The organism is Candidatus Pantoea rara (assembly GCF_051136265.1).
Lineage (GTDB): Bacteria > Pseudomonadota > Gammaproteobacteria > Enterobacterales > Enterobacteriaceae > Pantoea > Pantoea rara.
In genome coordinates, this window is record NZ_CP194943.1 from 176,227 (window position 1) to 202,480 (window position 26,254).

The following is a 26,254-nucleotide window of genomic DNA, read 5'->3' on the forward strand; positions in this document are numbered from 1 at the left end:
ATGACGGACTGATGGATCTTTTCAAACTGGGAAACGGAGCCGGAGCCGCTTACGGTGATTACGTAGCGCACGATTTCCCGTCACGGTGTTCCTGTGATCTCCAGACCCAGAAAGCGATTCACATCTAGCGTGCCTGACGTCGTGATCTTCAGCCTGTCGAGATGCACTTTTTCTGCTTGTGCAGCCATGACATAAGATGCGGTCAGGCAGGCATTAAACGCGGCCAGAAGTAGTTCCTGAGGGCCTGGTGCGGAACCGCTGCCGCCCAGCAATTCAGGTTCATCAGAATAAAGGCGGTGTCCTTCGCCGTGGAGTGTCTGGCCATTGACGACGGATGCATGACAAACCGTCTCACTTTTCAGTCCACCCTGCCAGCACGTACTGACGCTGAAAACCGCCTGTCCGGGAGCCTGTTCAGCTGAACAGCCCCCCGGCTGATGATGCAGCGGGACCGGTACAGCCTTATTCGTGTATGTGTCCATTTGAATGACCTTTCTGGCCCGGACCCAGGGGGCCGGGCCGGGTAAAATCAGGCATTACGGCCAGCCATCACCCCACCATCAACGTCCCATACAGCACCGGTGACCCAGCCGGCTTTGTCAGACAGCAGGAAACACACGGCTTCAGCAACGTCCTGCGGTGTGCCGACACGTCCAATCGGATGGAAGCTGTCAAAACTGTTCATTACGCTCTTAACGTCATCTTTGGGAATAAAGCCTTCATAGATTGGCGTATGAACCACTGCCGGGGAAACAGCGTTCACGCGGATCCCTTTTTCACCCAGTTCAACAGCCAGGTTTTTTGTCAGGGCATGAAGTCCGGCCTTCGCCATGGAATAGGCGGATGACGGCGTTGCGCCGATAGCCTGCTTTGCCCACATAGAACCGATGTTAACGATAGAGCCTTTGATATTCCCGCTCACCATATTGCGGACCACGTCACGAGTAATGAAGAATGACGCACGGTTAATGGACATATACATGTCGTAATCCGCTTCTTCATGTTCGGTGAACGGTTTCGGGAAGAAAACGCCGGCAGCGTTAACCATCAGGCTGATATCTTTGTGCTCGCGGTTGATGACGTCAGTCACGTGCTTCAGGCCTTCTTCTTTCATCAGATCGGCAATAATGATCGAGACCTGACCGTCTGCTGACAGCGTGCTGCGTGCCTGCTCAGCTTTATCCTGACGGTTCCCTACCAGAACCACGCTGCCGCCGTTTTTGAGCACCTGACGGGCGGTTTCAAAACCCATACCGCTTGTACCACCAACAACCAGAAGCTTTTTACCTGAAAATAATGCTGTCATCGTATACCTCGACCTTTAAATTAATTTATGGAGTAGCGGAATATGCCGCTCTCTCCCTGCCAGAAAGAGATTGCCATGTCAGCATGCGCTGCACGAGGCATAAGAACTAAACTAACGGGAAAGAAAAACTATCTCACTGCGCGGCAGTGTGGCAGCATAGAGGCCGGAGGAAACGTATGCGATCACTTAACAGGTTGAAATGGCTTCATGCTTTTGAGGCAACAGCGCGTCATGGAAGTTTTAAAGGGGCTGCTGACGAGCTGGGCGTAACGCCTGCAGCCGTTGGCCAGCTGGTCCGGGCACTGGAAGAGTGGGTCGGACATCCTCTGCTGTTGCGTTCACGCAGTGGAAAAACGCGATTAACGCTGGTCAGTGAGGCTCAGGAGGCCTTGCAGGACATCTCACATGGTCTGGATGAGCTTGAATCAGGGCTGAACAAGCTGCGCGGGCGCAGAGCACGTTCAGTGATCCTGTTGACGGCTTCTCAGGTTCTGCTGATGAACTGGCTGATGGAGCGCCTGAACCGCTTTTCTGAGCAGCATCAGAACATCGACATCCGTTTTGATGTGACAGAAAGGTTGTCTGATGTGATCCACGGCGAAGCCGATCTTGGTGTGAGATGTGGACCTGGCGACTGGGCAGGGCTCAGCAAAACCTGGTTGATGGATGAAGAAGCCGTCATCGTCTGCAGCCCACGGCTTCTTGCGTCGGGCGCCCGGCCCTCGCCGCAGTGGCTGGCCAGCGAAAAACGGATACAGGACGATACCCCCCATCCGGGTGCCGGATTTCCTTCATGGGAGACAATTTTTGAACGCCTGAATGCACCGCCGGCAGACACGACAAATTTACACATTAACTCAACGGCAGCCGCGATCATGACTGCGCTCAGCGGACGTGGCGTAGCGGTCGTCCGACGCGCACTGGTTCAGCAACTGATCGACACCAACCAGCTGATATTACTTTTCCCGGAGTATCGCTGGCCCCTGACGTGGTCTTATTATCTCGTTATGTCAGAGCACTCAAGGATGCGTCCTGAAGTTAAAGTATTGCATGACTGGCTGGTTCAGGACGTCACAGATCTTCATACTGGAGATTAAGGTTTATCACTACGGCCTCTGTCATCACAGCCCATCGTATCCTAAAGCGTTTTGACCCGTTGTCAGACGGCTGCCGGCGTGGCAGGGCATTCTTCTGCCGCCGGGTAAAAGCTTTATGGTGTGTGCTGGCTTCTGCTGCACGCAGCACATTCAGAAGGACAGCTATTCTTACCTGAGAAAGAAATTCTTTTCCGGTAGTCAAGATTATCTGAGTTGTCCACCGCTGGCAATCTTCCCATAATGCCCAACAGCAACAGGGTACTGCATGATGCGGTCGGGCAAATTTCCCACTGAAAATATTAAGCTGTATGAATTTATTGCGATGTCAGGTTACGGAGACCGTTTCCGCCACGACCTCCGACAGGCAATACCGTATGGCTTATCTGCAAATTACGCTGAACATCAGTGAAGAATATCGCTGCCGCTCATTCCAAAGAACGGCTCGAGCAGGACGACGACGTGCATGTGTGACATGGCGTTATGTCTGTCACTCAGTCGCATGCCTGCCTGACCTCACCGCTGTCTGACATGCTGGCGAACACTTCGCTTTAATTTTTTATTAACTACCGGAGATTATTATGCTTTTAGACTGGAATGGCCATCGCGATGAACTGCTTGGCGTAGTGGGCGAGTATGCAAAACTGCAACCAGAGTTCATGAAAGGCCTGATGAAAATGGATGCCGGTGCGTCGGCGATGGGGCATCTGGATAAGAAAACGCACGAACTGATTGCGCTGGCCGTGGCAATCACCACTCGCTGTGATGGCTGTCTGTCCGTTCATGTTAAAGCGGCAGCCAGACAGGGCGCTACGCGGGAAGAAATCGCCGAAGCGCTTGCCGTTGCGATTTCACTGAATACCGGTGCCGCACTGACCTACACGGCTCACGCACTTGATGCGTTTGATGCGTTACCCAACGCATAAGCAACTGATGACGGCGCTTCGTACCCGCGTGCTGAGCGCCATCTTTACTGAAATGGATATAACCATGTTAGTTAATCACGATTTCACTCGCCGGGCCTCTGTCAGACCCACAGATTATGACTGGGTCTCTTCGCCCCGGGCCGGAGTCGATCGTGTCATGCTTGATCGTACCGGCGCAGAAAAAGCACGTGCCACCAGCATTGTTAAATATCATCCGGATTCTCATTTTCCTGAACATCATCATCCGGATGGCGAAGAAATCCTGGTGCTCACCGGCGTGTTTTCAGAAGGAGAGCATCACTATCCTGCTGGCTGGTATATGCGTAATCCGCCTGACTCTGCACATCAGCCATCAAGTGTCAGTGGTGCCACGATTTTTGTGAAACTCCGGCAGATGCAGCAGGGCGAACATACCCATTTAAGGCTGGACACGAACGACAGTGATAACTGGCATAAAACTGTTGACGGTGAGGAGTGCCCGCTTTTCAGCAGTGCGCATGAAAATGTGTCGCTCCGCCGGTTTCATCCCCATCGCCCGATTCTGCCGGATGACCTGAACAGGGGAGCTGAAATTCTCGTGCTAAGCGGCACTCTTTATGAAAAGGGAGAGGTGTGGCCTGCAGGTAGCTGGCTCCGGTTTCCCCCGGGTGACATTCCTTGCCTGACTTCCGGAGAGACGGGTACGTTGATTTATCTTAAAACCGGCCATCTTGATCAGGTCGCGCTGACAGGAGCCCAGCATGAATGAACATGTGCAGGTCGCCATTATCGGCGCGGGCCTCAGCGGGCTTTATGCCGCTTACCAGCTTGATAAGGCCGGTATCAGTTATGTGGTCCTGGAAGCGCGAGCGCAGACCGGAGGCAGGATCCTTTCCTGCGCTAACGGACCGGCTGACGCCGCACGCTCTGCGGACGCGGAAGGGCGGGTTGACCTTGGCGCAACCTGGATCTGGCCTGCTTTTCAGCCCTTACTGGCAGCCCTGACGACAGAGCTGGATATTGCGCTGATACCGCAGGCTGAAGAGGGCGACATGCTCTATGAACGCGCTCACCATCAGCCTCCCTCCCGCCATCCCGGCTATGCGTCGTCTCCTCCGTCTATGCGGATCGCCGGCGGGATGCGCCAGCTCACTGAGCGGCTGGAGGCGCGGATAGCGGCTGAGCAGGTTGTCACCGATGCCCGCGTCATGCGCATTGAACGGACCGTCAGTGAGGTTCAGGTTCATACCGTTTCGTCTGACGAACACGGTCGCATGTTTACGGCGCAGACCGTTCTGCTCGCGCTTCCGCCTGCTCTCGCTGCCGGTATCGAATACCTTCCGACACTCCCTGCCGGTTTAGCCGGTGAGTGGGCCGGAACCGGCACATGGATGGCTCCTCATGCCAAATACGTAGCCATTTATGAGCACGACTTCTGGCGACAGGCGGGACTGTCAGGTGAAGCCCGGAGCAGCGTCGGCCCGATGGCTGAGATCCATGACGCCTCCGTTCCCGGCCAGGTTCATGCTCTTTTCGGCTTTATCGGCATCCCGGCACGGTCCCGCTGGACTACCAGTGAAGAGAACCTGAAGGCCTTATGCCGGGCGCAGCTCACCCGGCTGTTTGGTGAGAAAGCCTCAAAGCCCGTGGCTGAATACTTCAAGGACTGGGCAGATGATCCCTTTACCGCCACGGAAAAAGATTTACTTATTCAGGCCGGACATAGCGTGCCTGCGGCTTATGCCGATCGGGGACCCTGGGCGGACTGCCTGCGCGGAATAGGCAGTGAATGGTCAGCGCAGTTTCCGGGATACCTTGCAGGCGCAATTGAGGCCTCACTGGAGGGCGTCAGGCAGGTGCACCAAAGCATCGCCCAAAAGAACTGAGCAAATATGGCTGGCGGCCTGAATCAGCACGCGCCGGTTTCCCGTTTCTGAATACAGGCTGGAGAATAATGATGACCCGACACTTTGATTACATTGCAATTGGCGGCGGCAGCGCCGGAATCGCCTCCGTAAATCGCGCGGCTGCACATGGACAGAAATGTGTCCTTATTGAGAAAGGGCCCATCGGCGGAACCTGTGTGAACGTGGGATGTGTGCCAAAAAAAGTGATGTGGTATGCCGCACAGGTGGCAGAAACCCTCCGCACTTACAGTCCTGGCTATGGCTTCAGCGTGTCGGGATAGGAATTTGACTGGGCTACACTGGTGAAAAACCGCAGCGAGTACATTGAACGCATTCACGGTTCCTATGATGCGGTGCTCAGCAGGAACGCAGTTGAAGTCATTCACGGAACAGCCCGTTTCACAGGCCCCCGCAGCATTGAGGTCAATGGCGAAACGCTGACGGCCGATCATATTCTTATCGCCACCGGCGGGCACCCCGTTCGTCCTTCTGTACCCGGCGCAGAGCTGGGCATTGACTCGGATGGTTTTTTTTAACTGAGCGCACTGCCCCGCAGGGCAGCCATCATCGGTGCTGGCTACATTGCCGTTGAACTGGCGGGCGTGCTGCATTCTCTCGGGACGGAAACACATCTTCTTGTTCGAGGTGATAAACCTCTGCGCCATTTTGACCCCCTTCTCGGGGATACCCTGGCTGCCATGATGGAAGAATCCGGGCTCCGCCTTCATCGCCAGACCGTTACCACGTCACTTTCAGAAGAGCCGGACGGTTCTGTCGCAGTGGTCACGGCTTCAGGAGAAAAGATTGTAGTGGATGTCGTGATCTGGGCAACCGGCCGCAAACCCAATACCTCTGGCTTAAACATTAAAGCAGCAGGGGTGGCGCTCAGTGACGAAGGTTACGTCACTGTGGATAAATATCAGAACACTTCTGCGGAAGGCATCTATGCCGTTGGTGATATTACCGGTCAGCTTGAACTTACTCCGGTTGCCGTTGCCGCCGGTCGTCGCCTGGCTGAGCGCCTGTTCAACAACAGGCCGGATGAGCATCTGGATTACCAGAATGTCCCCACTGTCGTATTCAGTCATCCGCCTATCGGCACTGTCGGACTTACTGAACCCCAGGCTCGTGAAAAATTCGGCGACCAGAACGTTAAAATTTACAGTGCGTCATTTACCGCGATGTTCACTGCAGTAACGTCCCACCGTCAGGCGACAAAGATGAAGCTGGTATGCGCCGGGCCCGATGAGAAGGTTGTGGGTATTCACGGCATCGGAGAAGGTATGGACGAAATCCTTCAGGGCTTTGCGGTGGCACTCAAAATGGGCGCAACCAAGCGGGATCTGGACAATACCGTGGCCATTCATCCCACCGCTGCCGAAGAGTTCGTCACGATGAAGGGCTGAGCGGATAAATAGCCGCCGAATGTGGCTCTGCCCAATCGGTGACCAAATTTGCGCTTCCCGGCAGCCTCGCGGCACCTGCGCGGCAACCAGTTTTACATATCAGAGAGTGGGGTAAAAATGAATACATTCAAGGCAATGCAGATTACCGAACCTGGCAGGATGGAGATGGTAGAGCGTCCTGTGCCGGAACCCGGTCACGGCGAGGTTCTGCTGAAGGTGGAGGCCTGTGGTATCTGCGGCGCGGATGCAGGTGCAGTTGAAGGCTTTGAAAAAAGCACAACCTCTCCGCGCATTCCCGGCCACGAAGTGGTGGGCCGCATCCTGGCATTGGGGCAAGGGGTGCCCTCATATCTTTCTCCAGGGCAGCGGGTCGGTGTAGGGCGCCTGAGGGGATACTGCGGCGAGTGCGAGCAGTGCCGGCAGGGTAAGTTTGTTCTGTGTACTGACCAGCCCGTCACCGGCAGCTCCTGTGATGGTGGCTATGCGGAAATGATGCTGGCACGTGCCACGGGTCTGGTGATCATTCCCGACGAGCTTCAGGCAGCAGAGGCCGCTCCGCTGCTTTGTGCAGGCATTGCCACTTTCAACGCGCTGAGCAGGTCAGGCGCCCGACCCGGCGATACAATTGTTGTTCAGGGTATCGGTGGTCTGGGTCATCTGGCCATACAGTATGCACAAAAAATGGGTTACCGGGTTATTGCGGTCGGACGCGGAAGTGACATCCGGCAGGATGCCCTGAACTTAGGGGCACATCAGTATATTGATACGTTACAGTCAGACGCCGTGGCAGAAATCAAAAAAGCGGGTGGCGCGCAGGTTATCCTGACCACCATCACTGACAGTGAAGCGGCTTCAGCACTGGTAAAAGCACTCGCGCCACAGGGTAAATTTTTGGTCGTGGGCGCAGGCAGTTCTCCGCTTTTAATCATGCCCGGCGCGATGGTCGGAAACGAGCTAAAGCTGGAGGGCTCTCTTACCGGTACGCCTTACGAAACGGAACGTGCCCTTAAATTCAGTCTGCTGACCAGCGTTCGCGCACAGATTGAAACCGCGCCGCTGGCTGAGGCTGAAAAAGCTTACCAGCGTATGCGATCCGGTGATGTGAAGTTTCGTATGGTGCTCACAATGGATCTTTAACTTTTGTGAAAGATGTTTGCCCGACACACGACCCTTTGCTGGGGTTGGCACCCTGATAGGTGTGCCAGCTGTATAAGCGCTTATGCATGGCGGCGAGCATTGAAATAATGGACAGGCATCGTCTGAATAACGCGACAAGAGGCTTGATGTGAATAAGGTTGTATCGGTTATGTGTTGAGAGCACAACAACGTCCTGAAAGCGAGGAGGAAGCCTGACGCAGAATGTCATAGCGGGTGTCTGTTTTGCGCTTCCAGATTCCTCTCCTGACAGTCTAAACCCGCGCTACACGGGCTTTGTCTGCATTACAAACCCACCAGCGTAATATGCTTTTTGGTTGTCAGCGCTTTATACAGCGCCTGTGCCAGGCTGCCGGGTTCCACGCCCGAATGAACCCCATCTGGATCGGTCCAGAAAGATTTAATGCGCAGTATGGTGTTGATACTGGTGACACGCTCCATTTCCAGCACGGCCAGCACAGGATGGCGCATTTCGCCGTGTTCCTCTGTCGCGTCCGCCTCAATTACCGCGGCGCGGGATGCCTGACTATCGAAAATAACGTGGCAGCGTATGCTATTCAGGTTGAGCATACCGATGACTTCATAAAGGCACTCAACAGCCTCTGCACTGTAGGAGGCGGACGCAATAAACATAACAGATCCCTCTGACCCAAAACGTAGTGAGCAGCCAGCATAGGCGAACTCTAATCAGAGGAGAAGTTACTGTTTTTGAATGAGAAATGTAGAGTTCTAATGTTACGATAACGCGCGTTATTTTAACCCCAGTTTAGACTGGTACTATAAATAAACGAAGCGTAAGCGGCTCCTGGCGGTAGAGCGCGGATTTGACTTAAATAAACGCCAGCACAGTGAAGACTAATCGTTCCAGTGAGGAATGTATTTACAGACGCGCTTAACGCTTTAAGGGCGTGTTTCAGCCATTTTACAGAATGAACATTAGATTAAGTTTAAGATTTATCGCTGTGTTAAGGCATCGATTCTTACTCTGACCATCATGTTTAATTAAAGGGCCTGTATGTGAAATCTGCTGATGACTCACTCGCGTTGCCTTCCGCGCACAAGCGTCACACACATGTGATGTCGGTATGCCTTGCTGCGGAATACCCTTAACCGAAGGCGGTTATGAAAGATGACGAGCCTGTCATCAGTAACAAGTAAACTCCTAATAATCATCTAATAATTTACTGGTATAGTGACGCACAAAAATAGTGACGGGAGTTTATCTATGCTGAAGAAATACAGAGGTTCTCAAATCCTTTTTCACTGGCTGACGGTTTTGCTGATTATTGTGGCCTACGCCACGATTGAGCTGCGCTGGATGGCGGAGAAGGGAACCTGGCAGCGCAATGTGGTGATGATCACGCACTTCTCCGCAGGCTTCTGCGTGATGATTCTAATGATGGCCCGTCTTTTCCTGCGCACCCGGACAAAAACCCCGCCGATCACGCCACCTGTTGCGCGATGGCAGACCGGTATTTCTCATCTGGTGCACACGCTGCTTTATGCGCTCTTTGTGGTCTTACCGGTTCTGGGACTGAGCTCGCGTTTCCTGCGTGGCAAGGAGTGGGCCCTGTTCGGGATAAACATGCCTGTCGCGACGACTCCGGATCCCGCCACAGCCAGTATGCTAATTGACTGGCACGAAACCCTGGCGCCTCTGGGCTACTGGTTAATTGGTCTGCACGCGGTAGCGGCTTTATTTCACCACTATTTTATGAAAGACGACACGCTGCGCAGAATGATGCCGTAACCACGCGTTTAACTACCCTGAGCGTGATGTCCTGGCAGCCAGAGGAAAGTAGCTTCTGGCTGTCAGTAACCAGACACTCACTCTTCTTCTGGTCGTGCCGTTTTTAGCTACAGTTGATATCACCACAATCAAAGCACAATGGTTTGACGATGCCGACATCTTTAACTGCCACGCTTTATGCGCGCCTGCGTTTGCTGCTCTCGATCACGGCCGGACTGATTTGTTATTTTTTGCTCTCAGATAACTTTGGGCAGATGCAGCGTTTATTGATTAGCTGGAACGTCTGGGCCTGGCTCTATCTCTGTATTCTCTGGTTTCGCATGTTGCGTACCGATGCGGCGGGGATCAAGCGGATTGCTCAGCAGCAGGACCAGAGTGCCGCGCTGGTGCTCGGCATTGTGATCGTCGCCTGTATGGTTAGCATTGTTGCCATTCTGAGTGAACTCCCCACGCTTAAAGGACTCTCTGACACGCCGCGATTGCTGCATCTGCTGCTGACAGCCATGACGTTGATAGCCTCGTGGGCCATGCTGCCCAGCGCGTTTGCGATGCATTATGCCCATCAGCACTACCTTTACCGTAATAACGAGGTGAGTCCGCTGATCTTCCCGGATAAAACGAAGAATCCCGGCTACTGGGATTTCCTCTACTTCTCCTTCACCATCGCGGTTGCCTCGCAAACGGCGGATGTCGCCACCGGCACTACAGAGATGCGTAAACTGGCGCTGCTGCAGTCTGTCATCTCTTTCATTTTTAATCTGGCTATTCTTGGGTTATCAGTAAATGTTGGGGCAGGGCTGCTTAACTAAGCTGTTTTATAAATCGACAGACGAGTGTCATTTTAACGGCATGACCTCGCGTAACCATCTTGTCACTTATCGTGATTATAACAATGTGTAATAAGGTGTTATCAGCCTCTTCAACAGACACCTGATGCCGTGTAAGTTCCTAAGTGTCTTACGCTTGTTGTCCCCATAATCCGATAAGGAGATAGAGAGTGAAAGTAACCGCAATGGTCACGACCAGCCTGTTAATGATGATGAGCAGTGTTCATGCTGAAGGTCTGACAACGGCAGAGGGTAAAAATCTCACCGTCAGTTTCGGCCGGCCTGCTATCAAACAGGTTCTCCACTACCGCAAAATGTATGACAAAAAGCCGTTTCCTGATGCTGAGATTTATTATTACGACAACGGGACGTATAAGATCATTTCTCAGGGCGAAAACCACTATGGCGTTTATGTTTTGCAGGGGAAGTTTGATGATGAAACCTTCACCGTGCGTTTTATCTCTTTGCCTTCTGCTGACTGGGGCAATAAAACGGCCTTTCACCAGTTAACCTTTATTAAAAGTGAGAAGCAGAACGTCTTTATTCAAAACGCTATTGTGGATACCGGCGAGGCCATCGCGCAGCAGAATGGCACCTATACTCAGGAACAAAATACGGTTACCAATCCGGTCTCCACCCGCTGGGAAAACAAATAATCATCGGGTGGCAGCGGGTCTGCCGCCCTGATTCAACCTGATACAACCCCCCATCACTTTTTAAAGCTCCTGAGGCGTAAAAATGGACGATGCTTTACCCCTGCTGGATGTTAAGGACGTTGCTTTTTCAGTCGGGGACCGTCAGCTACTGCGACCGGTGTCTCTGCAGTTACATGAGGGCGACTGCGTGTTACTGACCGGACCATCCGGCAGCGGAAAAAGTACGCTCCTGAAAATTATTGCTTCGCTTCTTACCCCCACTTCCGGGCAACTTATTTTCAGGAACAGTGACATAACCACGTTGAAAGCAGAGGCCTATCGGCAGCAGGTGTCGTACTGTTTTCAGACGCCGCAGCTGTTTGGCCAGACGGTTTATGACAATCTTGCGCTGCCGTGGCAGATTCGTCGCCAGAAACCTCAGCAGGATAAACTCGTTGCGCACCTGGAAAGCGTGAACCTCTCATCGGACATGCTGAATAAATCGATTGAACAACTTTCAGGGGGAGAAAAACAACGTGTCGGGCTGCTCCGCAATCTGCAGTTTATGCCTCAGGTACTGCTACTGGATGAAGTCACCAGCGCGCTTGATGAAGAGAACAAACTGGCCGTGCTTTCCCTGATTAACCGGATCGCAGCGGAAGAGAAGGTGGTCGTGGTGCGGATCAGCCATGATGTTAACGATATTCAGCAGGCTGAGCAGGTGCTTCGCCTTGAGCCATCAGAAAAGGAGAATGCGCGTGAATCAGCATAATATCAGTGACACTTCTCTGATGCTGTCGCTGACGCTGGTCGTTATCGCGCTGCTTATCAGCCAGAAAGAAAAGCTCGGTATGAGCAAAGACATTATCTGGAGTGTCTCCCGGGCGATTATTCAGCTGGTCATCGTGGGCTTTGTGTTGAAGTCGATTTTCGATATCAATAACAGCTGGCTGACGGTGTTAATGGTGTTGTTCATCTGCGTGAATGCTGCGATCAATGCACGCAAACGTGGCCGCAATATCGATAACGCCTTTACGATATCGTTTGTCGCTATATTGAGTGGCACCGTCATCACGCTGACTATTCTGGTGCTTAGCGGCGCGATAGCCTTTGTGCCGATGCAGGTCATTCCCATCTCAGGCATGATCGCAGGTAATGCGATGGTCGCGGTCGGACTCTGTTACAGCAATCTGAACCAGCGCTTTCGCGATAATCACCAGCGCATCATGGAGATGTTGAGCCTGGGCGCATCGGTGAAGCTGGCGTCGGGACGTATTATCGCTGACAGCATTCGGACAGCCATGATCCCGACAGTAGATGCCGCCAAAACCGTTGGTCTGGTCAGTCTGCCAGGTATGATGTCAGGATTAATTTTCGCCGGGATAGATCCGCTTAAAGCGATTAAGTATCAGATTATGGTAACGTTTATGCTCATTGGTACCGCCAGTCTGTCCACCATCATCGCAGTCTACTTATCGTATCGACGTTTTTATACTGCAAGGGCGCAGCTGAAAGTTATGGATGGTTCGCTGGGTGAGTGAGACAGGTTTGCGGCTCGGTAGGTCAGGCCACTGACATAAGCAATACCGCCGTGCACTACCACCGGAACATAATTACCCTTGGGGAGCCGGTGGTTCGGGCAATTGCAGAATCATCTCTCTCAGCTTTGCACGATGACTTATATCTTCTCTTCGACAAAACTTACATCTCCACCGAGCCAGCAGCCCTGAACCTGCCCTTCGGCATTGCGCCGAAAGCGCAATGAAATTTCGGAAGGTCGGCCCATGGCTCGGCCCTGCCGAATCCTCACCGTTCGATCATCTGCGCTGACCAGGCCGAGTTCCAACAGTCCGAAGGCCAGTGCAGCCGCAGCAATGCCGGTTGCTGCATCTTCGGGATATCCTGAGGACCTGGGAAACTGCCGCGCGTCGAATTGTCGGGCATCAGGATCCGATGCAGCGTAGGGATATAAACCGGTCGAGCCAATACGCTCACACAACGGTTCTATCCTGCGGAAATCAGGTTTCAGACTGTCCAGCACGGCGACGTCCCTGAGTGGGATTAAAGTCTTGACCCTGCTGGTTGAGGCATTCTGGATTGGTAGCGGTGCTAATTCATTTGAACTGATGCCAAGCACCGAAAGGATCTCTGCTTCGATGTCTGGCGCCAAAAGTGTCTCAACTAAGCCTTGAGGCTGGGTGATTTCAACGTGCGCCCTATGGGCTTCGTCACGCGACACTCTCGCCTCTACCCGGCCACTCAGCGTCCAGATTGACAACTGATCCTTCGGCAGCAGTCCGAGTTTGTCCAGCAACCATACCGCCCCGACCGTGGCATGTCCGCACATTTCCATCTCATGATTAGGCACCCAGAAACGGAACGCGAAATCGTAGTCCGAATTGGCCGGCGGTGAACAAACAAAGCCACATTCATGCCCGTACGCGTGGGCGACCGCCTGCATGTCGGCTAATGTCATGCCATCCGCATGAGCCACGATGGGCGCCGGATTACCGCCGTTACGGTCCGCAGGAAAGACATTAATCAAATGAACTTCTGGTGTCATTTCGGTGTTCCTTAAGCTTGAGGCATCGCAGGTGCAACTGCGTCTACGATAGCTTTTGTGTATTCCGCTACAGACGTCGTGCGTCCGTTTTGCTCATCGTTGAAACGTAGCAGTCTATGCCTGAGCACCATGAGCGCCGGTTTCGTAAGCACCGCTGGAATTGAAGAGGCTGTAAATCCCATGCATTGGCGGCACGTATTGCGCATCTGAAAGCCAATACTGGGACATGGCAGTCGGCTGTGGATTCAGTCGTTGGATGCAACACACTGGCCAAACCTCTGGGCTTGCGTATCATAGTTTAGTGTATTGCGCGGTCGTTGATTAAGGACGCGAGGAATATCGTGGTGTTGTCTCTGCAAGTAAAGGGAGAGGTCGCTCCCTTCTGGAAGATATTGTCCTGGCAGGCCGTTAGTCTTCCCGATGGCCCTCGTTACCCTGGATTTCGAGGTTCACAGAACCACACCTTGATATCCGTAGTCAGCGTGAAGCAGGCATGTGCCGCCATCTCCTTTCCTCTCTACGAGGTCAGCGTTTTATCGGGTTCCGGCGTTGCGCCTGCCTGGGCACCGCATGTTCAGGGTCATGCAATAGCCAGCGGTCACCATATGGCTGAAGAGGCCCCGCAAAAAGTTATCGCTGAACTCCGGCATTTTTTATCGCAAGAAAACTAATAGCTGTTCATTACCCAACTTATTAACATCCCATTGCCCACACCCCAATAACAAATCCCGGTTCATCCGTTGTCATGTTATGGTTAAAAGCAATTTACAACATAAGGATAGCGGCATGATTGTCAGAACATGGCACGGATGCGTACCTGTCAGGCTTGCAGAAGGCTTTGCAAGCCATTTGCAGAATACGGGCGTTGAACATTCACAGGGAACACCTGGAAATCTGGGCGCTTATGTCCGCAGAGAAACGCAGGGGGAATGGGAGCATTTTTTCCTTGCTACGTACTGGGAAGATTTAGAAGCAATAAAAGCGTTTGCTGGAGAACAGTTTCAGATAGCCGTGACCTATCCGGATGACGAGCAATTTGAACTGCTATCCGATCCTTACGTTTTTCAGCATCACGTCCAGACTGTCACGCCAATATAGCGATGTGCCCGCCGCCGCATTAAGGCGGCCTTTCGCTTACCTTAGCCTGCCGACTGCACTATAAAACATAGAATTCATGGCCTTACGCCTGGTGGTAAGAAAAACTTTTAATTGTAGATTGGTCGATCTACAATGACTCTTCAGCACGGGAGAAGATTATGAAAGCAAAAGCAGCAGCAGGCAGACCCAGAGAGTTCGATCCCGAGGCGTTTCTCGACACTGCGCTCGATTGTTTCTGGCAAAACGGATATCAGGCAACATCCATGGCAGACCTAAAAAAAGCATCGGGTCTGGCAAGTGCCAGCATCTATAAACTTTATGCTGATAAGCGTGCTATCTACCTCGCAGCATTGCAGCGGTACATTGACAAAGGCATTTCCAGAACAGTGACGCGACGTGCAGAAATCTCGCCTGAAGTCGCGTTGCGAGAGATGCTCGAATTCGTGGCCCGGTTATCCTCTGCTCCTGCTGGAGAAAAAGGCTGCTTTACTATTGCGGCAGCCAGTGAGCTTTTACCTGGTGATGACGAAGTAAAAGCGAAAGTTTCTTCTAAATTCAATTATATAATTAGTGAATTAGAGAGCATCTTACTAAGGGGTCAGCAACAGCGGGTTTTTCGTCAGGATGAAAATGCCCGAGTAATGGCTCAAAGCATTTTTATGATGATTGAAGGCATGAGGATATATGGCAAACTTCAGCCAGAGATGAAAGATCTTCGAAAATGTAATGACTTTATTGTCAGAACGGTACTTGTAAATATTCCTGATGGAACCGGGAATAGTGCGGTTAGGTCATCCGTATGATCGAGGTGGGCACCCTTGTTCGTCGACAAAAAAGAAGAAAAACAATGGTTGTGCTTGAATGCTCAGACGACATGATCTTATGCGGGTGGATTGAGAAAGGACGTTTTTTTAAAAGACGTTTTAACCTGTCTGAGTTGAGCCTATGCGTGCCTTATTCAAGCTTCTGGTCGCTGACATAAATCTCATAATGGTAATCAGAAAAGATTATTTTAACGTGATGTCATATCTAAGTAATAATCGGGCAGACTCCCTGAAAATATTAAAAGCTGCTTAAAAGATCTGCTAACGTTTAAAAGCAGTAGCCAGCGTCACTGCTAATAAGGCATCTACCTTTTATGGCTGCGTTATTCAGAAGAATGCGTGAAACAGTTTTTTCACGAATACCGAAATGCCCCATAAGCCATAGACATTTCTCATCCTAAGAAACGTGGATCATGACAGGGGCTGACGCCATGGGCAGTGACTCATTTGAACCCGTCATTGAAACTAAAAACAACACGAACATAAGCATACACCAGCGCCCTAGCTGGCGACATTACCGGTCAGATGGCCTGATTTTTCTAACATGTTTAGCGCATATTCAATGCGCTTATCGATAGCTTCAGAAGAGGTTTCTTCAGAATGGCCTATCAGCGCTGCCAGCAAAATTGGCGCAAACGTCAAATCTAAAAAGTGCCGGGTAAGGGCATTTGCATCAGCCTTACTGAGCATATCGTTTTCCATCAAGCTTTCAGACACAATTTCTATGACACGATCCCGAGCCATTTGGTCGAAAGATTGAATAAGCCCATTAAAGCGTGGGGCTTCAGTCAGAAAAAGCCGCATCAATCCAAGCGGAACGGGCTCTATTGCTTGCCTGATTACGGCTTTACCTGCCATCGCCAGTCGGGTACGGAGCGAAGCCGAAGGGATGTCTGCTTTCGTCAGTAATAATTCGCTGTTATCAATCGCCTGGCGGATCACGGCCTCAAACAACGCATTTTTGCCAGAGTATCGTGAATAAAGACTGGCTTTCCCAACCTTAGCTTTTGCAACGACTGCTTCGCAACTCGTCGCAGCCAATCCTCTTTCTAAGAATAGCGCTGTCGCGGCAGAAAGGATTCTTGTGTCTACATCCCCTGCGGCTTCGCGTCGGGGACGACCGACTCTTGAAGGCTTGTCTGTTTTAGGTTCATCTGTCATGTGCCGAGTATACCAACAATCAACAGAATATAAAATTGAACGGTGCCGTTCCATTTTTTGCAGAAGTGCCTATACTGACTTTTTAGTCCACCTGAATGCGGGAATAAAATATGGGGCTGAACACAGTGGTTCTGGCTGGTGTTACCGGAGACCTTGGAGGTCGCATTGGTCTGCAGCTTATGCACAAAGGGGGGCTGGTTCGGGCCATCATAAGGCCGACAACATCAAATGAAATCAGACGTACTCTTCAGGCACAAGGATTTGAATGTGTTGAAAGTTCGTATGATTTAGCCTCTTTGACCGCCTTATGTCGCGGGGCTGACTGTGTGGTATCTGCTATTAACGGTCTTGAGGATACGATTATCACTCAACAGGGTGCCTTACTTGATGCGGCTGTGGCCGCTGGCGTACCACGATTTATCCCTTCAGATTTTTCACTGGATTATACCAGGACACAGCCGGGCCAGAATCGGAATATGGATCTACGGCGTTTATTTCGGGCACGGTTAAACGCAGCACCGATTCAGGCTACATCAATACTGAATGGCGCTTTCTCAACGGTCCTGACTCAGGATGCACCTATCTTGCTGCCGAAATGGAACCGTGTGTTGCATTGGGGACACAAGAGTCAAATGCTGAACTTTACGACTAAAAATGATGTTGCTGACTTTACGGCAGATGCGGCATTAGATAGAAACTCACCGCGAGATCTCCGAATTGCGGGTGGCAGCGCTTCACCTCAGGAAATAGCAAGAATTGCCTCCCAGCTCTCTGGAAAGAAGTACCGAACTATACGCGCGGGCAGTATTAACACGCTTAGCTGGGCAATTTCATTGATTAAAACAGTGGCACCCTCTCCTCATGATATTTTCCCTGCCTGGCAAGGTATGCAATACCTGCGCGATATGATGAGCGGACGAGGTTTGCTGACGCCGCTGGACAACGAGCGTTATGGAAAAAAAGACTGGACGAATATTGAAACAATGTTGGCGACGCTCTTAATTACCTGAATTAAAAAGGATGTATCATGAAAGCCATTATTTCACCCATGAAACTGGATATTGCTCAGGCAGATCTTGATGACCTTACCGATCGTCTTGATCGAATTCGCTGGCCGAGTGCTTCGCCAATAGAGGGTACTCAGCAAGGGCCGTCATTACAAAATCTTCAGGCACTTGTAACGCACTGGCGTACATCGTATGACTGGCGGCGATGTGAGCATAAGTTAAATTCTTTAGGTCAAAGCCTCACGACTATTGACGGCATTGACATCCATTTTTTGCATATTCGGTCAAAACACGAAAACGCAATGCCGTTGCTTCTTACGCACGGATGGCCTGGCTCGGTACTAGAATTCAGACATATCATTGACCCCTTAGTTAACCCTACAGCGCATGGAGGCACTGAACAGGACGCTTTTCATTTAGTTATACCGTCTATGCCCGGTTTTGGCTTTTCGGGTAAGCCAACTGAACCTGGCTGGCATATCGGGCGTATTGCGCAGGCCTGGGTTGAATTAATGTCCCGTCTTGAATACAGCCACTGGGGAGCACAGGGTGGAGACTGGGGGGCTTTGGTCACTCAAACACTCGCTCAAATGAATCCGCCAGGCCTGACCGGTATTCACTTAAACTTTGTGCCTTTTCAGCCCACCGGGCAGGAAGTCGCCGACGCAACAAAAGAAGAGCAAAAAATGCTCGCTGATGCCAAACGATACAGTACTGAATACTCTGCTTACATGAATCTTATGAGTACACGTCCACAATCAGTTGCATTTGGACTGTCCGATTCACCAGTGGGTTTGGCTGCCTGGATCTATGCTTTATTTCAGGACGTTTCAGACAGCGACAGGCAGCCTGAACGTATATTTTCACTCGATGATATGCTCGATGACATTATGCTGTATTGGCTTCCAAACGCTGGCCCCACTTCTGCCCGATTATATTGGGAGAGTATGCAGGCAATGCGTAATCGTCCTGAAGCGTATGACAAAATACGGATACCCACCGGCATCAGTATGTTTCCTGCAGAACAAGTCCGACTGTCCGAACAATGGGCAAAGAATCGATTTGAAAAGTTAGTGCACTTTGCAGAACATATTCGTGGTGGTCACTTTGCCGCAATGGAGGCGCCTGAAAGTTTGGTTTCAGATATTCGCCAGACTTTTCTTACGCTGCGCTAACAGGTTTAATATCGGGAAAGCCCATTTATCACCGTCCTTCTTTTGTTCACGTACTACTGACAAATTCTTATTACTGTCAGCGTTCATGTCGGGAATGAAGCCTGACCGCTCAGTCTTGCGCCGCTGGCTGCTAAAGAGCGTTCCTTTTCGAAGCTGAATGTTATTTTTTCTATAAAACCATGAGGGAGTCCCTGCATACGTACTTTATTTTCTAACGAACTGCGGACGCAATCTGTTGCTGACTGTGTGAATTCATTTAATTCTCTTCATGGGTCCTGTGCAGCATCGCTGCTGCTTTACGGGTACAGAAAAAAAGGGGGGTGAGTGGCGCAACAGCCATAATGCATAAATTATCGCGGGAAAGTATTTTAATGGCGGGGAATATTAACCATCATCTTAGTAGAACTGATGTTAACCTGAAACAGTATTAATAATTAACAGATTCAGAACAGTTGATGCTCATTAATTACCGGACAAAAACGTGTCCGGTAACCGCTGGTTTACCTCAGCATTAGCTTTCAGCTTAATTCTGTGCTGGCTGAGCCTGCTGGTTTTTGTCAGCTTCTTTATGCTTTTTCTTCGCCATATGATGGCCGACTGCGCAGCCTGCTGCTGCCCCGGCGACACCATGATGAGCAACATGACCTGCAACGCCTCCCACTGCGGCGCCTTTCAGACATCCTTCGGCATTAGCCGGTAAATTCACTGACAAAAACAGGCCAGTAGCAATAACGATAACTGATAATTTTTTCATCACGTAATATCCTGATAGTCATAGTTGCACATTGAACTCATCAGAGCATAGCCATAGTCTGTGGCGTTTCGCTGTCCGCGATACAGTAATCATGAAGTTAGTTACCTGTGGTTACGCTTTTCACACAATAAGCAGAGCAGTTGGCGATTTATTAATCATAACTTCAACTCTTCAGCACCCTGAGATGGCATTTCAGTCAGATTTTATAAGCCACCTGCCCGGGGGACTGGCCTTCACACCTGGAAGCCATCAGCCTCAAGTTCAATGAAAAACACGCCTGTAGCCTGAGCAGAGTAGCCAGTTAACACTCCCGCAAGGTAAGCATCACTTCTGACAACGGTCACTGCGCGCCTCAGGATTCTGCTGGCAGTTATTTTAAGACAGGAAAAAATTGATATTAATTAAACAATGATTAAACACAGTTGCTGAATAATAATTTAAACCTGCTTCGTTTAACATGCAGAAATAGTGTGCAAAGCTTCCGGCCTTAATAAATGATTAAGAAGCCGCATTTATAAAATCCCTATAAAGTTCATCAAAAATAAAATAAATAAAACTTGATCCTGAATAGCGGAAATTGTTCAAATCAGATCATGCAATCAGCAGGAGTGTGGGTGTTTAAGCATTCCTCTCTGAGCATTAAGTATAAACAGAATCTAAATGGAAAAGTTTCATAAAATATCTGCAGTGCTGTTTAACCTGGCGATACTTATTAGCTATATACTGATTTGGTGTGTAACGTGATACGTGATTAAGACATGAGGATGAGATTTAGCGTCAAAACTTAATTTATCCTTAAGCTCAGCATAAATAATTTAGCCACAACACGTTCTTTTATTTTTAACCTGTTCGGAAAGCGTTCCGTTAATGCTCCCCTTTCATCAACTAATTTAAATGGCACTATCATGAAAAAAATCCTTATTACTGGTTCTACTGGTTTTTTAGGCGGGGCTGTCGTTGCAAATTTATTACAGAACAGGGTTAAGGATGGACTGTTGCTGCTGGTCAGAGGCGAGACTGTTGAGGAAGGGCTAAACAGGCTTAAAGCAAACCTGAAAAATTTTGGCTTAAATGAGTCAATTATCAACACGATAGCACCTGAAAACATCATTCTGGGTGATCTGGCTTTAACTGAGAACTTTATTAGTGACTCACGTATTGACGACGTTACCCACGTCATTAACTGTGCTGCCGTTGCCTCTTTTGGTAACAATCCCACTATCTGGAAAGTGAATGTTGAAGGCACATTCAGGTTCGCTGAACGCATGAGCCGCGTCGCGGGACTAAAGAAATTCATTCACGTTGGTACGGCAATGTCATGCGCGCCGGAACCTGGCTCGCTGGTCACTGAGGGCGGACTCAATTCCAGCCGGGATCAGCATGTCGTCGAATATACGTGGAGTAAGGCCTCGATTGAAAAGCTAATGACCGAAAAGCTACCGGATCTGCCGCTGGTCATTGCCCGGCCATCAATCGTAGTGGGTCATTCCGATCAAGGCTGTCTGCCGTCAGCCAGTATTTTCTGGGTATTCCGCATGGCGCTGGCACTCGGAAAATTCACCTGCGACCTGGATGATCGTATTGATGTTGTTCCGGTTGATTACTGTGCCGATGCGCTGGTCTTACTGCTTGACGCACAAGACGTCATCAATGAGGTGATCCATATCTCTGCCGGCACACAGAGTAGTGTGACTTTCGCAGAAATTGACGAGGCGATGGCAAAAGCATCCGGAAGCAGGGCGCTCGGCGTTGATTATCAGAAGGTGTCCTATAAACAGCTTTCTGACAGCAGAAGAACCTTTAAGGATCTGTTCGGGCCTTGCAACGAACGAATCATGCTGCGCGCCATGAATTTGTACGGGCATTTCTCAAACCTGAATGTGGTCTTTGATAATTCCAAACTGCTGCAGCTTGGCATGAAGAAACCTTCCCGGTTCACTGATTATCTGGATCGCTGCGTAGTAACGACACGTGATTCAACGATTGCCGAACTGATGCAGGTCGATTTCAAGTAATCGGTCACGGGAGCGCTCCTGGGCTGCTTTCCGGAAAAACATAATTTATTTTGCGCTTTCTAAACGACCTTATGCGTTTAGTTTGAGAGGTAAGAAATCCAGAGTAGGCTATTGGATGCAGCATCTGTCGGATGTCACCAAACCGCGAGTTATAAAAGGGCTTCTCTCTCATCCACAGAGCGGGAAAGCCAGCGTCATCAGCATATTTTTCCAGCGCCAGATGATCTGGCAGAGTCGCGCAAGGTGAAGCCGGATATATAGGGTGACATCCAGCTCTGATATGCCTCATGAGATCTTTTAAACGAGTATAACGACAGATGTTGGATCCACCTTGTGTCAATTTATTGAACTGTGTAATTTAACTATTTACTCAAATACCATTACGGCTTAACCAAATCAAAAGTGTAACCCTTTCGGATTCTGGCAGTGTAAGTGCCGGGGGATTCAGGGTTTGAATATGGGCGCAGTATGATGATGGCTGACGGCTAACACCATTGAAAACACGTCAAAGAACGTATTCAGCATAATTAAGGACATGCAATTGTTGCCGTCATGAATCCTGTCATCTCACCCGGTTCTGCATCACCGGTCGAGCGAACATTAAGGCGCGGGTTACTGTTTGAATCGACTACCCATACTCCATTGGAATCAACGGGGTTGTTGTTAATTGCGTAATATCCGTTTGTGTTACCATTTAAAGTAAGTATGCCCTTTTGCATCCCAGTGGATAACAAACCTGGTTTAAACGTAACCGTAGCTGCTCCAACTGGATTTGATATTATACCCGGAATGTCAACATCGGAGGCAGGATTAAGAACGGGGATAGTTGGGCGTGTATTGACATCCACAGCACACGTTATTCCTTCCAGACTCACGGATTGTTCTCCCCGCGGAGTACGAGGAAGATTAGTATTCCTGACCGAGACAGTCATCCTTACTGGCTTGGATCCGCTGTATCGATAAGTGACTTCCAGGTTCGCGATGGCATAGGAGGTCGGGGATTTCGCTTCTGTGCGTTGGGAAGAGGCACCTGTCAGTGCTCCACAGGACGGTTCCTGGGAGGGGTATTTGCTGTCCGTTTCTCGCCAATACATACAGTATGTCCCGCTCATGGCTGATATTTCTTCTCCTTCTAACTCAATCACTCCGAACAGATAATCAAAATAGTTACGCCCTTGAGTGTGGTTCGTCGCTAGTTTGCCTGTTATCGGAGTGACTGCGGAAATGGTTGTCGCGTTACTCACCGATAGATGTCCCAGTAACATTGCGACTGTTAAGGTTCCGAGCTTTTTCATATCTTATTCACTGTTGATAATCAAACGTCATATTCACCACGATGCTTAAACCGCCGGCTTTCACATTGTTTTTGTGCCGACATAAACTGCGCAGTTTTTGAGTTTGATGTTGAAGTTTTGGGGGGAACTGGTGAAGTCTGCTGTACCGTACTGACCGAGCGCCACTGTCTGCACGTCCGCGCTGGCATTCACAATGCAGGAGGCATCAGTGATGGAACCGGTAAATTGAATGATGCAGCCTGACACCGTCATCGGGGTTACTGCTGAAGGCTAATCGACTTCTTCAGCAAATGTGTTGTGTGACAGCTTAAATGCCAGAGGAATTAATGCAGCAATTAATACTTTTTTCTTCATGAAAAAACTCTCCATTAACAGGTCATCCTGAACTGAAATTTAATGAAAATAAACTTCCGTTATTTATGATAAGACTCATAAACCAGGCCTATTTTTAATCGAGAGACAACGTAAGTGCTAATTAATTAAAACGATCGATTCTCAAATATTGATAGATCTGGCCTATCTGGTATGCCTGATTAATCGTGATTGACGATCAATTTTGCAGCATTTTAAAAATTTAAGATCAGATTTAACAAGGAGTTATTAATAATAAAGGAAGATGTTTTTTGTATTTGGAAGCAATTTTTTAACAAATTGTGAGTATATATTTCACTCGCATGATGAGTGCAATGTGAATTTGGTTTAACGTTAATTTAGGGATCGCTGACAAATATTGACACGAAAACGATGAAATTCCTGTTCCCCACGTTATTGATTTTACGACAGCCCCCGGTGATTAATTAACTTTAACCATCACTGAAGTCATGTTGGATATACTGGCTGCAATGTAGCGGCATCCCCTGGCAAAGCAAAAGTCAAACATCACCACTGCGAACGTCAACATTAATACCCGTGTCAATCTGGGCTCACTGACATTCTGGCTTGATGAGTCTCCATTCACCTGGTATGACGAACCCAAATCCTGCCGGTTCGCTGATTATCGGGATTGCTGCGTAATAACGACGCGTGATTCAACGATTGCTGAACTGATGCAGGTCGATTTCAGGTAATCGTTCACGGCAGCGCTCCTGAGCTGCTTTCCGGAAAAGCATAACTTCTTTTCCGCCATGGAGGGTAATCAGATAGAAGTACAGAGAACCAGAACAAAACGTTCAGGTTTCAGTGAGTAAACGCCCTTCCAGTCGTGCGCAATTCCTTGAGAAAACCGCCCTAAAACACCAGCATCAAACCCCGTAAACGCCCTCAGATTTCATCAAAAAGCATCTTTATGACTCCAGACTTATTAGGTCTGGAGTCACAGATAAAGTGTCGTTAGAATGGCCCGCTTCACATGTAGTAAACAGGCATCAAAATGACGACAGATTTAACTCACACCGACGACCATTCTGCGCATGTCGGGCGCCATGTCATGATCTGGCTGAAGCAGGTGAAGACCGCTTCGCTTGGCGAGCTGGATAATTTTGGTGATGAAGGCACGGTAGAGCAGGTGATGAAGGTCTGGGTAAAACTGTCTTTGCTGATCAGCCGGCGACGGCCTGAGATCGCCATCTCTTCTCTGCTGAAACATGTCCTGCCCAATATCGGTTCCCAGCCACTTAAAACGCTAAACCGTCTCCGCCTCAACCGGCTTTACAACATCCTGATCGCTGACGGTAAAAAAGAGGAGGCGCGTCGGGTATTTGCACTGACCAAACAATTCCTCGCCTGGGCGGAGATGCAGGGCTATCTCGAACATTCACCCCTCGCTTCCATGAAAAAACGGGATGTTGCGGGTCGTGCTACGCCGCCGCGAAGTAGGCAACTCACTGACGCTGAAATCTGGGTTTTCTGGCACGGACTGGATAACTGGGCATTATCGGAGCAGGCGCGCTGGGCGCTGCGTTTATGTCTGGTCAGCGCCCGACGGCCGGATGAGATTGTTCAGGCGCAGAAAGCCGAGTTTGATCTGCCGTTAGGATTGTGGATGCAGGGTACACGCAATAAATCGCAGCGCGAGCATGTGCTGCCGATTTCACCCCTGATGCGTCAGTGCATTGAAGCGTTGCTGCGCGCCGCCGATCCCGACTCACCCTGGCTCGTTCCCGCGCCCCGCGATCCCCAACAACCGCTGTCAAAAGGCGCGCTGAATCAGGCACTGCGCCGGATGATCCGCGCGCCAAGAGGGCTGGGGCTGGAGGCTTTTACTCCTCGCGACCTGCGTCGCACCGCGCGGTCCAAACTTTCCGCCCTCGATACGCCGAATGACGTTGCCCGAAAAATCATGAACCATGCGCTGGAAGGCATCGACAGGGTTTACGACACTCATGACTATCTGAGCCAGATGCGCAGCGCGATGAACATCTTTTCAGATGCGGTTGAGCAGATTATTGAGTGCGAAAGTTATCATCTTCTGCGACATCGCTATGAGGGTGAGACTCTCTCCCTGAACGATCTCTCTGTCATGGCGATGTCGCGCTAAATAACGATCAGAAGTGATAGCGAAGCCAGGCAAAATAAACATTCCCGTTGTTGTGGGTGCCCGGAATATAGGTCATCTGGAAGTCGAGAGCGCCATAGCCGATGGAGGCCAGCGGCAGGACGGCAGGCACCGGCATATAGTCCCAGTTATGCCTGGCAGTGACGCCCACAGTGTAACCTGCGCCCCAGTGAAAATTCTGGTCGGCCAGCGGCCGCCAGGTTGCCACCCAGCCATAGCCACCAAAGGGTTCCCATTTGTTAAAAGAATCCTTAAATGCCATCAGGTAGAGGCCGTGCCAGTTTCCTTTTTCATCGTAGCGGGAGATACCACCGCCCGCGCCCCAGGGTCTTTCATTATATTTATCGATGTGTTCACGGTCGTAAGTGGCACGATTGTGCCAGGTAATGGCGGGCAAATAAAAGTCGATACCCTCTGGCTGGTGCCATGTCGTGGCAACGTTATCACTGAAGCTTTCCCAGCCCGCATTTACATTCTGCATTAACGTAGCGGCATGAGCTGAAAACAGACTAAAAACGGACGTCATCATCAGCGCTTTAAGAGGTAAGATTTTGCGCATGTACTTATTCCTGCAATATCTGGTGTTAAATAAGGAAAAAAATGGCTTAAGGCGGGTATTGTTGCATCAGGAAGGAAAACTTCAGTTAAATGAGCGGCTATTACAGGATTTTTTAATTAATTAAAGCGAACGAAATTCACCTGGCCTTGCTCATTCAGCAGGCATAATCAGGTAAAGCATGTCTTCTTCTGGTTATCGCCTTGTATAACCTGATATCGCCCACAAATTCCCCTGAAAAATTTCGCATTATTCATTAACAAAATCTTGCATTGATAATCGCAATGCGTATATTTCTCATTTGCTTTAAATGTTAATCACACCCGC

Annotated in this window: 25 protein-coding genes and 1 pseudogene; 17 read left to right on the forward strand and 9 right to left on the reverse strand. The window is 50.1% G+C overall.

Annotation, left to right across the window (positions count from 1 at the left end; all coding sequences use genetic code 11):
- Positions 1-80: 80 nt before the first annotated feature.
- Together ACR8BF_RS19325 and ACR8BF_RS19330 are read right to left on the reverse strand one after the other, a co-directional pair.
- The gene (locus ACR8BF_RS19325; RefSeq protein WP_434746174.1) at positions 81-482 is read right to left on the reverse strand and encodes an OsmC family protein; all 402 of its coding nucleotides are present in this window, start codon (positions 480-482) and stop codon (positions 81-83) included.
- A 47-nt stretch (positions 483-529) separates the two neighbouring features.
- Positions 530-1,306, reverse strand: a complete 777-nt coding sequence (locus ACR8BF_RS19330; RefSeq protein WP_434746175.1) for an SDR family NAD(P)-dependent oxidoreductase — start codon at positions 1,304-1,306, stop codon at positions 530-532.
- 176 nt (positions 1,307-1,482) lie between these two features.
- Here ACR8BF_RS19330 and ACR8BF_RS19335 point away from each other — a divergent pair, with 176 nt between their 5' ends.
- The 6 genes and pseudogenes from ACR8BF_RS19335 (at position 1,483) to ACR8BF_RS19360 (ending at position 7,755) form a co-directional block, all read left to right on the forward strand.
- Positions 1,483-2,403, forward strand: a complete 921-nt coding sequence (locus ACR8BF_RS19335; RefSeq protein ID WP_434746176.1) for a LysR substrate-binding domain-containing protein — start codon at positions 1,483-1,485, stop codon at positions 2,401-2,403.
- Between the two features lie 578 nt (positions 2,404-2,981).
- Positions 2,982-3,326, forward strand: coding sequence for a carboxymuconolactone decarboxylase family protein (locus ACR8BF_RS19340; protein WP_292986179.1), 345 nt, complete (start codon positions 2,982-2,984; stop codon positions 3,324-3,326).
- Between the two features lie 28 nt (positions 3,327-3,354).
- Entirely contained in the window at positions 3,355-4,074 is a 720-nt protein-coding gene (locus ACR8BF_RS19345; RefSeq protein ID WP_434746177.1) for a cupin domain-containing protein, read from the forward strand.
- Positions 4,067-5,191 carry a flavin monoamine oxidase family protein gene (locus ACR8BF_RS19350; protein ID WP_434746178.1) on the forward strand — a complete coding sequence of 375 codons (1,125 nt, stop codon included), beginning with the start codon at positions 4,067-4,069 and terminating at the stop codon, positions 5,189-5,191. The genes ACR8BF_RS19345 and ACR8BF_RS19350 overlap by 8 nt, the downstream gene beginning before the upstream one ends.
- Before the next feature lie 71 nt (positions 5,192-5,262).
- Positions 5,263-6,618, forward strand: a pseudogene (gorA, locus tag ACR8BF_RS19355) (glutathione-disulfide reductase).
- Positions 6,619-6,735: 117 nt separating this feature from the next.
- Complete coding sequence (locus ACR8BF_RS19360) at positions 6,736-7,755, forward strand: alcohol dehydrogenase catalytic domain-containing protein (protein WP_434746179.1); 1,020 nt, start codon at positions 6,736-6,738, stop codon at positions 7,753-7,755.
- A gap of 303 nt (positions 7,756-8,058) precedes the next feature.
- Here ACR8BF_RS19360 and ACR8BF_RS19365 read toward each other — a convergent pair whose 3' ends face one another.
- A complete protein-coding gene (locus tag ACR8BF_RS19365) occupies positions 8,059-8,406 on the reverse strand; it encodes a hypothetical protein (protein WP_179898274.1) in 348 nt (115 codons plus the stop codon).
- Positions 8,407-8,998: 592 nt separating this feature from the next.
- Between ACR8BF_RS19365 and cybB the strand changes: the two genes are divergently transcribed.
- The 5 genes from cybB (at position 8,999) to fetB (ending at position 12,526) form a co-directional block, all read left to right on the forward strand.
- A complete protein-coding gene (gene cybB / locus ACR8BF_RS19370) occupies positions 8,999-9,523 on the forward strand; it encodes a cytochrome b561 (protein WP_434746180.1) in 525 nt (174 codons plus the stop codon).
- Positions 9,524-9,672: 149 nt separating this feature from the next.
- A complete protein-coding gene (locus ACR8BF_RS19375; RefSeq protein ID WP_179898276.1) occupies positions 9,673-10,332 on the forward strand; it encodes a DUF1345 domain-containing protein in 660 nt (219 codons plus the stop codon).
- A gap of 203 nt (positions 10,333-10,535) precedes the next feature.
- Positions 10,536-11,006, forward strand: coding sequence for a hypothetical protein (locus ACR8BF_RS19380; RefSeq protein WP_179898390.1), 471 nt, complete (start codon positions 10,536-10,538; stop codon positions 11,004-11,006).
- A gap of 82 nt (positions 11,007-11,088) precedes the next feature.
- Entirely contained in the window at positions 11,089-11,757 is a 669-nt protein-coding gene (gene fetA / locus ACR8BF_RS19385; RefSeq protein ID WP_434746181.1) for an iron efflux ABC transporter ATP-binding subunit FetA, read from the forward strand.
- Positions 11,744-12,526 carry an iron efflux ABC transporter permease subunit FetB gene (gene fetB, locus ACR8BF_RS19390; protein WP_434746182.1) on the forward strand — a complete coding sequence of 261 codons (783 nt, stop codon included), beginning with the start codon at positions 11,744-11,746 and terminating at the stop codon, positions 12,524-12,526. The genes fetA and fetB overlap by 14 nt, the downstream gene beginning before the upstream one ends.
- A gap of 137 nt (positions 12,527-12,663) precedes the next feature.
- Here the strand turns inward: fetB and ACR8BF_RS19395 are convergent, their stop codons facing one another.
- Positions 12,664-13,548 carry a PhzF family phenazine biosynthesis protein gene (locus ACR8BF_RS19395; protein WP_434746183.1) on the reverse strand — a complete coding sequence of 295 codons (885 nt, stop codon included), beginning with the start codon at positions 13,546-13,548 and terminating at the stop codon, positions 12,664-12,666.
- Positions 13,549-14,334: 786 nt separating this feature from the next.
- Here ACR8BF_RS19395 and ACR8BF_RS19400 point away from each other — a divergent pair.
- Positions 14,335-14,646 (forward strand): antibiotic biosynthesis monooxygenase, encoded by a 312-nt coding sequence (locus tag ACR8BF_RS19400; RefSeq protein WP_434746184.1) that lies wholly within the window; start codon positions 14,335-14,337, stop codon positions 14,644-14,646.
- A 158-nt stretch (positions 14,647-14,804) separates the two neighbouring features.
- The gene (locus ACR8BF_RS19405) at positions 14,805-15,449 is read left to right on the forward strand and encodes a TetR/AcrR family transcriptional regulator (RefSeq protein WP_434746185.1); all 645 of its coding nucleotides are present in this window, start codon (positions 14,805-14,807) and stop codon (positions 15,447-15,449) included.
- A 522-nt stretch (positions 15,450-15,971) separates the two neighbouring features.
- Here ACR8BF_RS19405 and ACR8BF_RS19410 read toward each other — a convergent pair.
- The gene (locus ACR8BF_RS19410) at positions 15,972-16,631 is read right to left on the reverse strand and encodes a TetR/AcrR family transcriptional regulator (protein ID WP_434746186.1); all 660 of its coding nucleotides are present in this window, start codon (positions 16,629-16,631) and stop codon (positions 15,972-15,974) included.
- 110 nt (positions 16,632-16,741) lie between these two features.
- Between ACR8BF_RS19410 and ACR8BF_RS19415 the strand changes: the two genes are divergently transcribed.
- Both ACR8BF_RS19415 and ACR8BF_RS19420 read left to right on the forward strand, forming a co-directional pair.
- The gene (locus ACR8BF_RS19415; RefSeq protein ID WP_434746187.1) at positions 16,742-17,641 is read left to right on the forward strand and encodes an NmrA family NAD(P)-binding protein; all 900 of its coding nucleotides are present in this window, start codon (positions 16,742-16,744) and stop codon (positions 17,639-17,641) included.
- A 17-nt stretch (positions 17,642-17,658) separates the two neighbouring features.
- Complete coding sequence (locus ACR8BF_RS19420) at positions 17,659-18,813, forward strand: epoxide hydrolase family protein (protein ID WP_434746188.1); 1,155 nt, start codon at positions 17,659-17,661, stop codon at positions 18,811-18,813.
- Positions 18,814-19,336: 523 nt separating this feature from the next.
- On the opposite strand, the gene ACR8BF_RS19425 is transcribed toward ACR8BF_RS19420, so the two are convergent.
- Entirely contained in the window at positions 19,337-19,567 is a 231-nt protein-coding gene (locus ACR8BF_RS19425; RefSeq protein WP_179898284.1) for a hypothetical protein, read from the reverse strand.
- Between the two features lie 905 nt (positions 19,568-20,472).
- Here ACR8BF_RS19425 and ACR8BF_RS19430 point away from each other — a divergent pair.
- Positions 20,473-21,582 (forward strand): SDR family oxidoreductase, encoded by a 1,110-nt coding sequence (locus ACR8BF_RS19430; RefSeq protein ID WP_292986193.1) that lies wholly within the window; start codon positions 20,473-20,475, stop codon positions 21,580-21,582.
- Positions 21,583-22,109: 527 nt separating this feature from the next.
- Here the strand turns inward: ACR8BF_RS19430 and ACR8BF_RS19435 are convergent.
- Both ACR8BF_RS19435 and ACR8BF_RS19440 read right to left on the reverse strand, forming a co-directional pair.
- Positions 22,110-22,877, reverse strand: a complete 768-nt coding sequence (locus tag ACR8BF_RS19435; RefSeq protein ID WP_292986194.1) for a hypothetical protein — start codon at positions 22,875-22,877, stop codon at positions 22,110-22,112.
- Positions 22,878-22,937: 60 nt separating this feature from the next.
- Complete coding sequence (locus ACR8BF_RS19440; RefSeq protein WP_292986196.1) at positions 22,938-23,129, reverse strand: fimbrial protein; 192 nt, start codon at positions 23,127-23,129, stop codon at positions 22,938-22,940.
- 1,117 nt (positions 23,130-24,246) lie between these two features.
- Here ACR8BF_RS19440 and ACR8BF_RS19445 point away from each other — a divergent pair.
- Positions 24,247-25,353 (forward strand): tyrosine-type recombinase/integrase, encoded by a 1,107-nt coding sequence (locus tag ACR8BF_RS19445; protein ID WP_434746189.1) that lies wholly within the window; start codon positions 24,247-24,249, stop codon positions 25,351-25,353.
- A 7-nt stretch (positions 25,354-25,360) separates the two neighbouring features.
- Here the strand turns inward: ACR8BF_RS19445 and pagP are convergent, their stop codons facing one another.
- Positions 25,361-25,930, reverse strand: a complete 570-nt coding sequence (pagP, locus tag ACR8BF_RS19450; protein WP_434746190.1) for a lipid IV(A) palmitoyltransferase PagP — start codon at positions 25,928-25,930, stop codon at positions 25,361-25,363.
- Positions 25,931-26,254: the final 324 nt, after the last annotated feature.

What these genes read in the sequence shown, in the direction of transcription:
- ACR8BF_RS19325 (WP_434746174.1), bottom strand. Translation starts at nt 482, where the DNA reads ATGGACACATACACGAATAAGGCTGTACCGGTCCCGCTGCATCATCAG.
- ACR8BF_RS19330 (WP_434746175.1), bottom strand. Translation starts at nt 1,306, where the DNA reads ATGACAGCATTATTTTCAGGTAAAAAGCTTCTGGTTGTTGGTGGTACA.
- ACR8BF_RS19335 (WP_434746176.1), top strand. Translation starts at nt 1,483, where the DNA reads ATGCGATCACTTAACAGGTTGAAATGGCTTCATGCTTTTGAGGCAACA.
- ACR8BF_RS19340 (WP_292986179.1), top strand. Translation starts at nt 2,982, where the DNA reads ATGCTTTTAGACTGGAATGGCCATCGCGATGAACTGCTTGGCGTAGTG.
- ACR8BF_RS19350 (WP_434746178.1), top strand. Translation starts at nt 4,067, where the DNA reads ATGAATGAACATGTGCAGGTCGCCATTATCGGCGCGGGCCTCAGCGGG.
- ACR8BF_RS19360 (WP_434746179.1), top strand. Translation starts at nt 6,736, where the DNA reads ATGAATACATTCAAGGCAATGCAGATTACCGAACCTGGCAGGATGGAG.
- ACR8BF_RS19365 (WP_179898274.1), bottom strand. Translation starts at nt 8,406, where the DNA reads ATGTTTATTGCGTCCGCCTCCTACAGTGCAGAGGCTGTTGAGTGCCTT.
- cybB (WP_434746180.1), top strand. Translation starts at nt 8,999, where the DNA reads ATGCTGAAGAAATACAGAGGTTCTCAAATCCTTTTTCACTGGCTGACG.
- ACR8BF_RS19375 (WP_179898276.1), top strand. Translation starts at nt 9,673, where the DNA reads ATGCCGACATCTTTAACTGCCACGCTTTATGCGCGCCTGCGTTTGCTG.
- ACR8BF_RS19380 (WP_179898390.1), top strand. Translation starts at nt 10,536, where the DNA reads ATGGTCACGACCAGCCTGTTAATGATGATGAGCAGTGTTCATGCTGAA.
- fetA (WP_434746181.1), top strand. Translation starts at nt 11,089, where the DNA reads ATGGACGATGCTTTACCCCTGCTGGATGTTAAGGACGTTGCTTTTTCA.
- ACR8BF_RS19395 (WP_434746183.1), bottom strand. Translation starts at nt 13,548, where the DNA reads ATGACACCAGAAGTTCATTTGATTAATGTCTTTCCTGCGGACCGTAAC.
- ACR8BF_RS19400 (WP_434746184.1), top strand. Translation starts at nt 14,335, where the DNA reads ATGATTGTCAGAACATGGCACGGATGCGTACCTGTCAGGCTTGCAGAA.
- ACR8BF_RS19405 (WP_434746185.1), top strand. Translation starts at nt 14,805, where the DNA reads ATGAAAGCAAAAGCAGCAGCAGGCAGACCCAGAGAGTTCGATCCCGAG.
- ACR8BF_RS19410 (WP_434746186.1), bottom strand. Translation starts at nt 16,631, where the DNA reads ATGACAGATGAACCTAAAACAGACAAGCCTTCAAGAGTCGGTCGTCCC.
- ACR8BF_RS19415 (WP_434746187.1), top strand. Translation starts at nt 16,742, where the DNA reads ATGGGGCTGAACACAGTGGTTCTGGCTGGTGTTACCGGAGACCTTGGA.
- ACR8BF_RS19420 (WP_434746188.1), top strand. Translation starts at nt 17,659, where the DNA reads ATGAAAGCCATTATTTCACCCATGAAACTGGATATTGCTCAGGCAGAT.
- ACR8BF_RS19425 (WP_179898284.1), bottom strand. Translation starts at nt 19,567, where the DNA reads ATGAAAAAATTATCAGTTATCGTTATTGCTACTGGCCTGTTTTTGTCA.
- ACR8BF_RS19430 (WP_292986193.1), top strand. Translation starts at nt 20,473, where the DNA reads ATGAAAAAAATCCTTATTACTGGTTCTACTGGTTTTTTAGGCGGGGCT.
- ACR8BF_RS19435 (WP_292986194.1), bottom strand. Translation starts at nt 22,877, where the DNA reads ATGAAAAAGCTCGGAACCTTAACAGTCGCAATGTTACTGGGACATCTA.
- ACR8BF_RS19440 (WP_292986196.1), bottom strand. Translation starts at nt 23,129, where the DNA reads ATGACGGTGTCAGGCTGCATCATTCAATTTACCGGTTCCATCACTGAT.
- ACR8BF_RS19445 (WP_434746189.1), top strand. Translation starts at nt 24,247, where the DNA reads ATGACGACAGATTTAACTCACACCGACGACCATTCTGCGCATGTCGGG.
- pagP (WP_434746190.1), bottom strand. Translation starts at nt 25,930, where the DNA reads ATGCGCAAAATCTTACCTCTTAAAGCGCTGATGATGACGTCCGTTTTT.